Source organism: Halosolutus gelatinilyticus, from assembly GCF_023028105.1.
GTDB lineage: Archaea > Halobacteriota > Halobacteria > Halobacteriales > Natrialbaceae > Halosolutus > Halosolutus gelatinilyticus.
Window position 1 is genome coordinate 139874 of sequence record NZ_CP095493.1, and the last position, 12387, is coordinate 152260.

Annotated in this window: 12 protein-coding genes; 3 read left to right on the top strand and 9 right to left on the bottom strand. The window is 67.0% G+C overall.

Going from position 1 to position 12387, the window contains the following annotated elements:
• Window positions 1–72: 72 nt before the first annotated feature.
• The 9 genes from MUH00_RS22090 to MUH00_RS22130 are packed head-to-tail and all read right to left on the bottom strand — an operon-like array spanning window position 73 to window position 8636.
• Complete coding sequence (locus MUH00_RS22090) at window positions 73–1929, bottom strand: Na(+)/H(+) antiporter subunit D (protein WP_247004797.1); 1857 nt, start codon at window positions 1927–1929, stop codon at window positions 73–75.
• A complete protein-coding gene (locus MUH00_RS22095) occupies window positions 1926–3884 on the bottom strand; it encodes a proton-conducting transporter transmembrane domain-containing protein (RefSeq protein ID WP_247004799.1) in 1959 nt (652 codons plus the stop codon). The genes MUH00_RS22090 and MUH00_RS22095 overlap by 4 nt, the downstream gene beginning before the upstream one ends.
• Window positions 3884–5482, bottom strand: coding sequence for a monovalent cation/H+ antiporter subunit D family protein (locus MUH00_RS22100; protein ID WP_247004800.1), 1599 nt, complete (start codon window positions 5480–5482; stop codon window positions 3884–3886). Before MUH00_RS22100 ends, MUH00_RS22095 begins: the two co-directional genes overlap by 1 nt.
• Window positions 5475–5843, bottom strand: coding sequence for a cation:proton antiporter subunit C (locus MUH00_RS22105; RefSeq protein WP_247004802.1), 369 nt, complete (start codon window positions 5841–5843; stop codon window positions 5475–5477). Before MUH00_RS22105 ends, MUH00_RS22100 begins: the two co-directional genes overlap by 8 nt.
• Entirely contained in the window at window positions 5836–6414 is a 579-nt protein-coding gene (locus tag MUH00_RS22110) for an MnhB domain-containing protein (RefSeq protein ID WP_247004804.1), read from the bottom strand. Before MUH00_RS22110 ends, MUH00_RS22105 begins: the two co-directional genes overlap by 8 nt.
• The gene (locus MUH00_RS22115; RefSeq protein ID WP_247004806.1) at window positions 6414–6962 is read right to left on the bottom strand and encodes a DUF4040 domain-containing protein; all 549 of its coding nucleotides are present in this window, start codon (window positions 6960–6962) and stop codon (window positions 6414–6416) included. Before MUH00_RS22115 ends, MUH00_RS22110 begins: the two co-directional genes overlap by 1 nt.
• On the bottom strand, window positions 6959–7327 hold the full coding sequence (mnhG, locus tag MUH00_RS22120; RefSeq protein ID WP_247004808.1) for a monovalent cation/H(+) antiporter subunit G: 369 nt from the start codon (window positions 7325–7327) through the stop codon (window positions 6959–6961). Before mnhG ends, MUH00_RS22115 begins: the two co-directional genes overlap by 4 nt.
• Entirely contained in the window at window positions 7324–7602 is a 279-nt protein-coding gene (locus MUH00_RS22125; protein ID WP_425603075.1) for a cation:proton antiporter, read from the bottom strand. Before MUH00_RS22125 ends, mnhG begins: the two co-directional genes overlap by 4 nt.
• Window positions 7599–8636 carry a monovalent cation/H+ antiporter subunit E gene (locus MUH00_RS22130; protein ID WP_247004810.1) on the bottom strand — a complete coding sequence of 346 codons (1038 nt, stop codon included), beginning with the start codon at window positions 8634–8636 and terminating at the stop codon, window positions 7599–7601. Before MUH00_RS22130 ends, MUH00_RS22125 begins: the two co-directional genes overlap by 4 nt.
• A 635-nt stretch (window positions 8637–9271) precedes the next feature.
• Here MUH00_RS22130 and MUH00_RS22135 point away from each other — a divergent pair.
• From MUH00_RS22135 to MUH00_RS22145, 3 genes are all read left to right on the top strand, one after another.
• Window positions 9272–9892: a DUF7344 domain-containing protein gene (locus MUH00_RS22135; RefSeq protein ID WP_247004812.1), complete on the top strand. Its 621-nt coding sequence runs from the start codon at window positions 9272–9274 to the stop codon at window positions 9890–9892.
• Window positions 9893–10042: 150 nt separating this feature from the next.
• Entirely contained in the window at window positions 10043–11230 is a 1188-nt protein-coding gene (locus MUH00_RS22140) for a thiolase family protein (protein WP_247004815.1), read from the top strand.
• A gap of 82 nt (window positions 11231–11312) precedes the next feature.
• Window positions 11313–12383 (top strand): quinone-dependent dihydroorotate dehydrogenase, encoded by a 1071-nt coding sequence (locus MUH00_RS22145; RefSeq protein WP_247004817.1) that lies wholly within the window; start codon window positions 11313–11315, stop codon window positions 12381–12383.
• Window positions 12384–12387 lie beyond the last annotated feature (4 nt).

Sequence of the window (12387 nt, forward strand, 5' to 3'; positions counted from 1 at the left end):
GGGTCGCGATCGACGATTCTGACAGCAGTGTACACAGCGACGATAGCTTTTCGCGGGTATCGAATCCCGAACTCAACTTCCGCCCCAGACCACCAGTAGCCACAGGATGACCGTCAGCAGGAGCGTCAACAGTAGGATAGTCGTACCGATGCTCGCCCGCAGGTGGATCGTCGACGGGCGGCCGCCGTCGGCTGGTCGGCGCTCCTCGACGTCGACAATCCAGTTGGGGAGCCGGTGGGCGGCCTCGTCGACCGCCAGCGTGGGGTTGTTGCCGACCCAGTAACAGCGCGTGACGAAGCCGACGACGATCCGATCGACTGCGGAGAACGCGTCGGTGACTGCCAGCATCGACCACCGGCCGGTGTAGTAGGTGATCGGCACCACGACGGTGGCCGGATCGGGCAGGTCGATTTTCGAGAGCGGCTTGCGGATAACGGCGAAGCCGACCAGCGAGACGGCGAGCAGCATCGCCGTCTCTTCGAGGTGACCCAAGCTGTACGGGTGGAGGTGCCCTTCGGAGCCCTCGCCGTAGTAGAAGTGCGTTCCTTCGATCCCAGGCAGGAAGTCGACGAGTCCCTGCCACCAGACGCCGAGGAAGAGGCAGGCCCCGCCCACGGCGAGCATCGCCACCGTCTGCCCGGTCTTCGCGTCCGCGACCTCGACGTCGCTCTCGCCGTGGAGGAACGCGTAGTAGCCGAGCTTGATGAACGAGAGCAAGGTGCCGATCGCGCCGAGCAACAGGAGGTAGTACAGGTACTGGTACTCGGGGGCGCCGTAGCTGTGCGGATCGGCCGCGTCGAGGATCATCCCCTTGCTCACGTACCCGTTGAAGCCGGGCATGGCGGTGATCGAGAGCGCGCCGAGCGCGAACCCGATCGCCGTGAGCGGCATCTCGCGCCAGAGGCCGCCCAGCTTGTACAGGTCGTTCTCGCCGGTGCGGTAGATGATGACGCCGACGGCCATGAACAGCAGGCTCTTGAACAGGATGTTGTTTAGCAGGTGGCCCATCGCGCCGGCGGTCGCGAGCGTCGTCCCGACGCCGATGCCGGCGACCATGTACCCGACCTGGGCCTGGATGTGGTACGAGAGGAGCGCGCGCATGTCGTGCTGGAGCAGCGCGAAGGTAGCGCCGTAGACGGCCATCGCCCCGCCCATGTAGGCGAGAAGGAGGAAGCCCTCCTCGGGAAACGCGCGGTAGAGGACGTACGCGCTCGTCTTCGTCGTGAACACCGAAAGGAACACCGACGCGGCGATGTGCGGCCGCGGGTAGGTATCCGGAAGCCACGTGTGCAGGCCGATGAACGCGCAGTTGACGCCGATACCGAGCGCGGCGAGTACGGCGGGTAGTCCGGCCCCGATTCCGCCGTTATCGGCGGACACGCCGACGCCGTAGACGAACGAGTCGACGGCCACGTAGTGGGCGACGACCGCGAACATGACGAGCACGCCGCCGATCCCGTGGGCGATCGCGTACCGGAAGCCGGCGCGGACGGCGTCGCCGCCGTAGTGCCAGACGAGTACGGTGCTCGTGACCGCCATCAGCTCCCACATGAACAGCAGCGAGAGCCAGTCGCCGGCGAAGACGGCCGCGACACACGAGGCCATGTAGGCCAGCGCGATCGCCGTCATCCCGCGGCTGGCGTCGCTCGAGTAGGCGTAGACGACGCCGAACGCCCCGAGGAAGCCGAGGCCGGCGCCGACGACGCGACTGAACTCGTCCACGAAGAACAACTGGACGTCGGAGAAGCCGAGGAAGGTGATCGTCGCGTGTTCGCCTGCGGGCACGAACAGCGAAATCGCCAGCACGCCGAACAGGCTCAGCGCGCCCGCGGCGAAGCCGAGCGCTCGCGGGAGGACGAGCATCAACAGCGCGGCGACGAGCAGGAGCGCCGGCGGGTACAGCACCGTCAGAGCCTCGATCGTCGTCACGGGACGGTCACCCCCGTCACCGTCTCGACGACGGACGCGGCCAGGTCGAGGAAGACGGCCCAGCCGGGGACGACGCCGAGGACGACCGCGCCGATCGCGATCACGACGATCGGCATCAACATGAGCCACGTGCTCTCGGACAGCGGCGACGTCCGCTGCCAGCCGCCGATCGGCGGCCCGCCGGTGTGGTGATCGTCGCGGTCGCCGTGGTGGTCGACGCGACCGACGTGTTCGCCCGTAACGGTCTCGCGGGGGCCGTCGTCAGGGACCGTGTGGTCACTCGGGTACTTGTCGACGGCGTACTCGTACTCCTCGTCGTCCTCGATCTCGTCGGATTCGTCCGTTTCGTCGCCGTCGGGGTCGAGTTCGGGCACGGTCTCCGCGTCCGGGCCGCGGTCGGACCCGTGCTCTGGTTCCGGTTCCGAGCCGCCGTCCGCGGCGACGTGCTCATCGTCGGCTCCCGCCTCGGCCGCGTACGACTGACGCTCGCCGCCGATCGGGAATTCGAGCAGCGGTTTCGCATCGTGGCGATCCTCGCTCTCGAAGAACGCGGTGTAGACGACGGGCCAGAAGTACGCGATGTTGAGCACGCCCGAGACGAGCAAGCTGGCCGCGAAGATCCAGTAGCCCCAGGCGCCCCCGGCGGCCATGTTTCCGGCGCCGATCAGCATGTAGAACTTGCTGACGAAACCGGCGATCAGCGGCATCCCGGCCATCCCCGCGGCGCCGATCGTAAAGGCGGACATCGTCAGCGGCATCCGCTTGCCGATGCCGGCCATCTCGCTGATGTAGTCGGTGTGGGTCTCGACGTGGATCGCCCCCGCGCAGAAGAACAGGGTGAGCTTCGCGAACGCGTGGGCGGGGATGTGGAACAGCGCCCCGAGGATCGCGTAGGGATTGAGCAGCGAGAGTCCGAGGACGATGTACGACAGCTGGGCCGTCGTCGAGAACGCGAGCCGGCGCTTGAGGTGGTCCTTGCGCATCGCGATGATGCTCGCCGCGGTGAGCGTGAACGTCGCCAGGATCGCGATCGGGACGTTCAGGCCGACCTCGCCGATCGCCGGCACGTCGAGCGGCAGGTCGCGGATGAGATCGACGCCGTACACCTCGAGGATGACGCGGGCGACGCCGAACGCGCCGGACTTGACGACGGCCACCGCGTGGAGCAGGCCGGAGACGGGCGTCGGCGCGACCATCGCGTCCGCGAGCCAGGAGTGCAGCGGCATCACGGCGGCCTTGACGCCGAAGCCGGCGATGAGCAGGAAGAACGCCGCCTGCGCGTACGCCGGATCGGCCGCAGCCGCCTCCGCAAGCGCCGACATACCGCCGGCTTCGAACGCGAGGGGTGCGGCGTCTTGGGCGAGATACGGCTGCGTGAGCCAGTACACCAGCACGGTGCCGGCAAGCAGGAACACCCCGCCGCCGAAGAAGGTGTAGGCGAGGTACTTCCGGCCGGCGATCCGCGCTTCGGAATCTTCGTTGTGCGCGACCAGCGGGTAGGTGACCAGCGACAGCAGCTCGTAGAAGACGAAGATCGTCACCAGATTGCCGGCGAAGGCGATCCCGATCGCCGTCGAGAGACTGGCCGCGAACGCCGCGAAGAAGCGCGTCTGGGCGTGCTCGTCCAGGCCGCGCATGTAGCCGGTCGCGTAGAAGGACGTGAAGATCCACAGGAAACTCGCGAGCAGCGCGAACAGCATCCCGAGCGGATCGGCTCGCAGCACGAAGTCGATGCCGTGAAGGAATTCCACGCCGAGCGACCCGCTCAAGCTCCACTCGTAGACAGTGCCGTCGAGGACGCCGGGGAGCATGCTGGCGACGATCGCGAACTTCGACAGCGCGGCCACGACGGACCAGCCCTCGCGGACGTTCGGGCGGCGGTGCGAGGCGACGATCAGGACCACCGCGATCGCCGAGACGAGCACGGCGGCGAGCGGTCGAACCGATTCCACCATCAGGCGAACACCTCTGTAACGAACGGGTCGAGAAGCTCGAAGAACCACCCGCCGCTGAAGCCGAGCGCGACGACGAGCAGCGCGCAGGCGATCACGACGGTGCGCATGCCGATCGAGGCGGCGCGCGGATCGCGGCGATCCCTACGGCCGCCGTCGGTAGCCTGCACAGCGTCGGCAGCGCGGTCGTCGGTAGCCGAGCCGTCGATCTCGCTACCGGGTCCGCCGCCGCCGTCGGTGGCGACCCGACCGGCAGCGCGGAGAGACTCGGCCGGCAGCGCCGGCGTGAAGTACATCTTCTCGAGCAGTCTGGCGACGTAGGCGAGCGTAAGCATCGTACTGAGGAAGATCACGGCCGCGACGGGCCACATCTGGGCTTGGACGGCCCCGACGGCGATGTACCACTTGCCGACGAAGCCGATCGTCGGCGGAATCCCGACGAGCGAGAGGAGCATGACGGTCATCGCCCCCGCGGTGATCGGCCGCCGGTCGGCGAGACCGGCGTACTCGTCGACGGTTCGGGCGCCGGCGCTGACGGCGATCAGGCCGACCGCGAGGAAGAGACCGGCCTTCATGAGACCGTGGCCGACGAGGTGGATCGTCGCGCCGACGAGCGCCGTGTCGGTCACGACGCCGTAGGCGGCGAGGATCAGTCCGAACTGCGAGACCGACGAGTACGCGAGCATGCGCTTGAGTTCCTGCTGGATGACGGCCAGGGTCGTCCCGGCGAGGACGCTGACGCAGCCGACCGTCACGATCAGTTCCGTCGCGTACGGCGTCGAGGTCACGAAGTCGACCCCGAAGACGGAGTAGAGCAGCCGGCCCAGGGCGTACGCCGAGGCGGTCGACACCAGCGCCGCGATCAGCGGCGTGACGCCGTCGGGCGCACGCTGGTAGGCGTCGGGCTGCCAGGTGTGCAGCGGCCACTGGGCGACCTTGACGGCGAAGCCAATGAAGATGAAGGCGAACGACGTCCGAAGGAGCGTCACCTGCCGGCCCTCGGCCGCCGGAATCGCGTCCGCGAGAACCTGCATGTTGAGCGTCCCGGTCGCCATGAACAGGAAGGCGACCCCGATGAGGTACATCGACGCGGCGACGGTTCCCAGGATGAGGTACTTCAACGCCGCCACCGCGGACTCGGGGCCGTCGCCGCTCGCGACCAGCGCGTAGGTGGCGAGGCTCGTGATCTCGAGGAAGACGAACAGGTTGAACACGTCGCCGGTCATCGTGATGCCGAGCAGACCGCCGGTCAGCAGCAGGTAGGCGGTGTAGAACGTGTTCCCGCGCGGGCCGCCCGTGCGCGTGTACGCGAGGACGCCCGCCGCGGTGGCCGTCACGAGCACTGCGAACACCATCGAGAACTGATCGGCGACGAGTTCGATGCCGTAGGTGTTGGAGTAGCCGCCGAGGGGGTGCTTCACCTGCCCGGTGGTGTAGACCGAAATCGCGAGCGCGACGGCCATCCCGAACAGTCCGGTCGTCGTGATCGCCGCGATCGGCCACCCGGCGCGATCGTAGCGGAGACCGAGCGCGATCGGTAGCGTCGCTGCGAGGATCGGGACGGCGATGAGCAGCGCCGGGAGAAGGGTGACGCTATTCATCGGCGCGCACCTCCCGGAGGGTGTCCTCGCGGAGCGTGCCGTACTCCGCGTAGATGCGGATGATCAGCGCGAGGCCGACCGCCGTCAGCGCGATGCCGACGACGATGGCGGTCAGCACGATGACCTGCGGTAGCGGACTCGCGTACTGGCCCGTAAACACCACGTCCTCGCCGACGATCGGCGAGTCGGCGCCGTCGACGTAGGCCATCGAGATGAAAAACAGGAAGATCGCCGACTGGAAGAGGTTGACCCCGATCAGCTTCTTCACGAGGTTCTCGGTGGCGATCATCATGTACATCCCGATGCCGAGTAGGACGAACAACAGCGCGTACGCGTAGTGACTTGCGAGATACTCAATCATCGTCGCTCACCCCCGACTCGTCGGCCGCGGGTCGATCGATCGGTCCGGCGTCGGACTGCGACTCGGTGCCAGCCCCGGACCCGGCCTCGACCCCGGGGCCGGCTCCCGATCCGCCGCCCTGTCGCTCGGGCGTGAATCCCGCCGCCATCGCGAAGAACAGCGTGATGACGACGCCGGCGACGATCAGGGAGATGCCGCCGATTTCGACGGCTTCCATGTACCACTTCTGCTTGGGCCCGATGACCTTGTACAACTGGTCGTAGTCGAGGAACCGCCCGCCGAGCGCGATCGACGCGAGGCCGATCGAGACGAAGACGAGCACGCCGCCGGTGACGAGCGAGACGATCACCGAGTTCTTGAGCCACTGGCGGGTCGGTTCGATGCCGAACGCGAACGCGAGCATCAGAACGGTGACGCCGACGATGGCGCCGCCCTGGAAGCTCCCGCCCGGCGTGTCGCCGCCGTGGAGGATCATGAACATGCCGTAGGTGAGGGTAAACGGCGCGATGATCTGGACGGCGGTCATGATGACCTGGCTCTCCGTGTACGTATCGTCGACCGGACCCGCCATCAGACGAACACCTCCCGTTTCAGGACCAACAGCGTCGAGACGCCGGCGGCGAAGACGACGACCGCCTCGCCGAAGGTGTCGAATCCACGGTACGCGGCCAGCACCGACGTGACGGCGTTGTGGACGTGCGTGTCCTCGTACGTATTCTCGATGTAGTAGACCGACGGCGACTCGACGCCACCCCGGCCCCAGATCGGGGCGTCGGTGACGCCGACGGCGTACATCTCCGGCAGCACCGCCGCCAGGAGAACGACCACGAACGCGCTTACGACGATCAGTGCCGGGACGTCGATCCGCTCGACGAGGCGATCGGTCGTCGGCCGCGACGTTCGCACGATCGTCAGCAGCAACAGGATGGTCGTCACTCCCGCGCCGATCGCGGCCTCGGTCATTGCGACGTCGGGCGCCAGTAGGTAGGTGTAGAGGATCGCCATCCCGAGGCTGTAGGCGCCGAAGACGATGATCACCGCCAGCACGTCCCGGAACAGCGCGGTCGCGACCGCGGTCGCGAGGATGAACGCGGCGAGCGTGTAGACGAGCGCGCTCATCGGACCTCACCTCCGTCGGTCTCGGCGTCCGTCGCTGGCTCGGTCGGACCAGCGTCGGTTTCGGCCAGCTGCGGCTCGACGCCCGACTCCGCCGCGGAGCGAGCGATCGCGTGCGCCGCCGTCGGGTTCGTGATGAACACGAAGAATAGCAACAGGACGGTGTACACCGTCGCGTGTTGCCACCCGAGCGCGAGCGCGACGCCCGCGAGCGCGAACCCGGCCCCGAGCGTGTCCGTCTGCGAGGCGGTGTGCGCGCGCGAGTAGATGTCGGGGAGCCGGATGACGCCCACCGTCGAGACGAGCGTGAAGAACAGCCCGAACCCGACGAGGATCACGACCGCCCAGACGCGGATCGTCTCGATCACAGGACACCACCTCGCTCGACCGTGAACTTGGAGATGGCGATCGACAGCAGGAAGTTCAGCAGGGCGTAGATCAGCGCCACGTCGAGGAACCACGCCTCGTCGAGCCCCGCCGCGAGCAGGGCGAGGACGACGACCGTGTTCGTCCCGAGAACGTTCACCGCCAGCAGTCGGTCCTGCATCGTCGGGCCCGCGACCGCGCGATAGAACATCGCGATCGCGAGGACGACGAACCCCGCCGCCGCCAGCACGAAGACCTCGCCGAGGTCGGGGATCACACCTCGTCACCTCCGACGATTTCGGCGTCGCCGCGTTCGCGCGGCGAGGCGATCGCCGCCGATTCGCGGCCGTAGAAGACGAAGCGGATCCCCTTCTCGAGCCCGCCGTCGAAGAGGTCCTCGCGCGCCGAGGGGATCAGCGTGTGGACGATCAGGTGCTGATCGTTGGCTCTGACCGTCAGCGTCCCCGGCGTGAGCGTGATGCTGTTGGCGAGCGCGAGCAGCGGCAGGCCGCTGCGGACCCGCGCGTCGACCCGCGTTAGCGTCGGCTCGATCGGCATCGACGGCCGGAGGATAACCGCCGAGACCGCGATGTTGGCCTTCACGATTTCGTAGAGCAGGTACGGGATGTAGATGACAAACCGCAGGACGCGCAACGGCGACTGGACGCGATCGAGCGGGAACCGGAACGTGACGTTCGACAGGGTGACCGCCACGATGGTGGCGACCGCCGCGCCGGTGACGAGGTCGAACGGATAGGTCGGATCACCCAGGACGAGGTAGAAGCCAAAGGAAATCCAGAACGTCGCGAACAGCTTGTCGAACCGCTCCACGCCGTCGCCGACCAGCCGCTCGTGGCGAGCCGGGCGGTCCACGGGCGCTTCGTCGTAGGCGAGCCCGACGGCGTCGAGTTCGCGCTCCAGCGGCTGGATCATCGAACTCGTGACGCCGGGTCGGTACTCCGGATCGAGCACGACGCGATCGAGATCGTGCTCGTCGGCGTACGCGGCGAATATTTCGGCGTAATCGCGCGGCCCGAAGAGGTACTCGTCGGCGCCGAGGACGGCGGTTTCGATCTCGACCGCGGACCCGCTGGCGTCCTCTTCGACCCAGTTCTTCGCGCGTGCGAGCAGATCGTCTGCGTCCTCGAGGTGCCGGGCTCCCTCCGGCGCGTCGGACTCGTAGGGGAGCGCGACCACGAGGTGGCACTCGAGCGCGTCGGCCGACTCGAAGGCATCGCGGACGGCGTAGCTAACCGTCTGTCGGACGGTCACCGTGTCCGACAGCGGCACGAGTACGCGATCACCCGCCATGCGTCCCACCCGGTGACCGTCGTTGGTTACTCATGACTCTGGCTGTTAGTCGGACCAAGCGGTAGCCGGAGGAAAACGATTTCGTTCTCCACTTGCAGCCGCCGCGGACAGTTCGGTTTTCCGACCGGTCCCGACGGTTCGATCGCGTTTTCGCGGCTCGATCGATGAACGGGCGTATTCGAACCTGCTCGCGCCGATCTCGCACCACCGCAGGTGGCCCCCGCGTTCGCGTTCACAACCACGCTCGAATCTGCGTGTTCGTCCGCGTGGACGACCGGTGAGTCGGATGCGTACATGTACTACGAAGCGGGACGCCGACGGGACGATCGCACCCTGTTCGTGATAGCGCGTTGAATCGTCCCCGGTAGAGAGAATCTCACGTACCAAATACTGTGGGTAGTACGGTTATGACCATCGAACCGAATCGTCAGTTCAGACGGACGGCGCGAACGACCGTCGAGATGCGATCGGCGGTCGATCCGGCGATACAGCGACTGCTCTGTATATTCCCAAGAAGATACAAAATAAAACAATAGATTATATATGTTATCTCATCGAACATCACAACTCATATTAGTTAGAAATCAGTGGCGAAAAGTTTACGTCAGCATAGTTTCCCTCTCCGATTGCAGCCCATGAGCCCGAACGTCGAAGGTCGTCCCCGCGCTTCCGAAAGCCCCTCCACCTCGCCGGAATCCGTCGAGACCGACGGCCTCCCTCCGGACGATATCTTCCACATCTTACAGACCAACCGTCGTCGAGACGCGATCGCCTACCTGCTGAAAAACGACAGCCCCGTGAAGATGCGAGACGTCGCGGAGTTCGTCGCGGCGAAGGAAAACGGGACGACGGTGGCGCAGTTGACCTCCGCACAGCGACAGCGCGTGTACATCCCCCTCTACCAGTCACACCTCCCGAAACTCGATAGAGAAGGAATCATCGAGTACAACAAGTCTCGCGGAATCGTCCGGCCGACGGACCGACTGGAGATCTTCCGCCCGTACCTGGAGATGTCCGACGACGAGTTCGACCGGTCGGCTCGGAGCGGCGATCGATCCGCTCGCCTGCGATCCGAAATGGCGTACTACAGCGCGGCGACCGCCGCGAGCGTCGGTCTGCTGATCGCCGCGAAGATCGGTTTCCTCGCGCTGTCCGGGTTCCTCCTCGGCGCGATCATCACGCTCCTGTTCGTGACGACCGTGACCGTTACGAGTCACGCCCGCTCGCGGACGCCGAACCGATCGGCCGACGCGTGACGGACGACGCGCGACGCTGACGGCCCGGGTGTGACACTCGACGACCGCGCGGACTGTTCTCTCTGCCCTTCAACGCGCGACGCCGCTCTGTCGCGCGCCGCCGCGGCTCGACGCGAACTTTCATTTCAGTCACCCGCGTCGGTTACCGGTATGCCCGATCACGATTTCGACGCTGACGTCGTACTCGTCGACGGCGCACGAACGCCCCACGGAACGCTGCTCGGCTCGCTCGCCGACGTCGAGCCGGTCGAACTCGGCCGGATCGCCCTCGACGGCCTGCTCGATCGAGTCGCCGTAGACGGCGGAGACGTCGACTGGGTGAGCCTCGGGAACGCCATCCAGGCCGGCATCGGACAGGTTCCCGGCCGGCAGGTCGTCGTGGAGTCCGAACTGCCGAACGAGATCCACGCGACCACCGTCAACGAAGCGTCGGGATCGGGGCTGCGCGCGATCGCGCTCGCAGTCGATCGGATTGCGGCGGGGCGCGCCGACCTCGCGATCGCGGGCGGGTTCGAGTCGATGACGAACGCGCCGTGGATCCTGCCGGACTACCGGAAGGGACGGCGCTACGGCGATATCGAGATCAAGGATTCGATGCTGCTGGACTCGCTGTGGGACGTCAACCTCGACGTCCACATGGGCGAGATCACTGAACGGATGGTCGATCGCGAGGGGATCTCCCGGGAGGCCCAGGACGAGTACGCCCTCGAGAGTCACCGGCGGGCCGCCGAGGCGATCGAGGCCGGCGAGTTCGACGCGGAGATCGTTCCGGTCGAAACCGGCCGGGAGACCGTCGATACGGACCAGGGACCGCGGCCGGAGTCGACGCTCGAAGACCTGGCCGACCTCCCGACGTCGTTTCGCGACGACGGAACCATCACGCCGGGAAACGCCTCGAAACTCAGCGATGGCGCGGGTGCCGTGTTGCTCGCCGACGCCGAGGCCGCGGCCGATCGGGGCCTCGAGCCGATGGCGCGGGTCGTCGATTACCGCGTCGTCTACCGCGACCCCGACGAGTTCAATGAAGCCGTCGGCGACGTCGTGGCCGAGTTACTCGATCGCAACGGGCTTGACGTCGACGACGTCGACGCCTACTGGATCAACGAGGCGTTCGCCGCCCAGTCGGTGTACGTGATGGATCGGCTCAGTATCTCCCGCGAGCGGATGAACCCCGCCGGCGGCGCTATCGCCTTCGGCCACCCGATCGGGGCGTCCGGCGGCATGCTCGCGACCAGTCTGGCGTACCAGTTCCGAGACGACGACGCCGTCGATCGGGGCCTGGTCGGGATGAGCGTCGGCGGCGGCGGGGCGATCATGGCCCTGCTCGAGGCCGTCTGACGGGACGCCGGTTTTCGGGCCGTCCGCGGTCCCCAGCGGGTCTTCGAGGGGTTTACCTGTCCGTCGTTCCGACTGCCTAGGGATGACGCTGTACTCCCGGGTTCGCCCGCTCGCGTTCAAACTACCCGCCGAGACGGCCCACGAGCTCGGCAAGCGGACGCTCCGGGGCGTCCAGTCGACGCGGCCGACGCGCAAGGCGACGGCGTACGCGTACCGCTTCGAGCACCCCGCCCTCGAAGTTGACCTGTTCGAGACGACGTTCCCGAACCCCGTGGGGGTCGCCGCCGGGTTCGACAAGAACGCGGAGGTGACTCACGCCCTCGAAGCGCTCGGATTCGGCTTCGTCGAGATCGGGACCGTCACGCCCTATCCGCAGGCGGGCAACGATCGCCCGCGACTGTTCCGCCTGCGGGAGGACGAGGCGATGGTCAACCGAATGGGGTTCAACGGCGACGGGATGGTGCGGGTCAAGGAGCGCCTCGAGCGGGACGGCGCGCCCGACGTTCCGCTGGGGGTCAACGTCGGCAAGATGAACGCCTCAACCGAGCGGGAAGCGATCGAGGACTACCGGCGCGTCTTCGATCGGCTCGCGCCGTTCGCCGACTACGTCGTGGTGAACGTCTCCTGTCCGAACACACCCGACGAGTTCGACGAGGCTTCGCCCGCGCACCTCCGAGCGATCTTCGAGACGCTCGAGGCCGAGAACGACGAACACGTGCCGATCCTCGTGAAGATCGGCCCCGACGATCCCGAGGAGTCGGTCCTCGAGCTGGTCGACATCGTGCAGGCGTTCGACCTCGACGGGCTGATCGCGACGAACACGTCGACGAGTCGGGACGGGCTTCGGTCCGAGAGCCGCGAGGAGTGGGGCGGGCTCAGCGGCAAACCGATCGCCGAGCGATCGACGGCGGTGATCCGAGCGGTTGCCGACTACACCGACGGCGAGTTGCCGATCGTCGGCGTCGGCGGCGTCGACTCGGCCGAACGCGCCTACGAGAAGATACGCGCGGGCGCCTCGCTCGTCCAGCTCTACACCGGCTTCGTCTACGGCGGCCCCTCGACCGCCAAACGGATCAACCGCGGACTGGTCGAGTTGCTCGAGCGCGACGGGTTCGCGACGATCGAGGACGCGGTGGGCGCCGATCTCGACTGACCGG

Coding starts and splice junctions, on each gene's coding strand:
- MUH00_RS22140 (WP_247004815.1), top strand. CDS start 10,043: ATGCCCGATCACGATTTCGACGCTGACGTCGTACTCGTCGACGGCGCA.
- MUH00_RS22100 (WP_247004800.1), bottom strand. CDS start 5,482: ATGAATAGCGTCACCCTTCTCCCGGCGCTGCTCATCGCCGTCCCGATC.
- MUH00_RS22105 (WP_247004802.1), bottom strand. CDS start 5,843: ATGATTGAGTATCTCGCAAGTCACTACGCGTACGCGCTGTTGTTCGTC.
- MUH00_RS22095 (WP_247004799.1), bottom strand. CDS start 3,884: ATGGTGGAATCGGTTCGACCGCTCGCCGCCGTGCTCGTCTCGGCGATC.
- MUH00_RS22115 (WP_247004806.1), bottom strand. CDS start 6,962: ATGAGCGCGCTCGTCTACACGCTCGCCGCGTTCATCCTCGCGACCGCG.
- MUH00_RS22110 (WP_247004804.1), bottom strand. CDS start 6,414: ATGGCGGGTCCGGTCGACGATACGTACACGGAGAGCCAGGTCATCATG.
- MUH00_RS22145 (WP_247004817.1), top strand. CDS start 11,313: ATGACGCTGTACTCCCGGGTTCGCCCGCTCGCGTTCAAACTACCCGCC.
- MUH00_RS22130 (WP_247004810.1), bottom strand. CDS start 8,636: ATGGCGGGTGATCGCGTACTCGTGCCGCTGTCGGACACGGTGACCGTC.
- MUH00_RS22135 (WP_247004812.1), top strand. CDS start 9,272: ATGAGCCCGAACGTCGAAGGTCGTCCCCGCGCTTCCGAAAGCCCCTCC.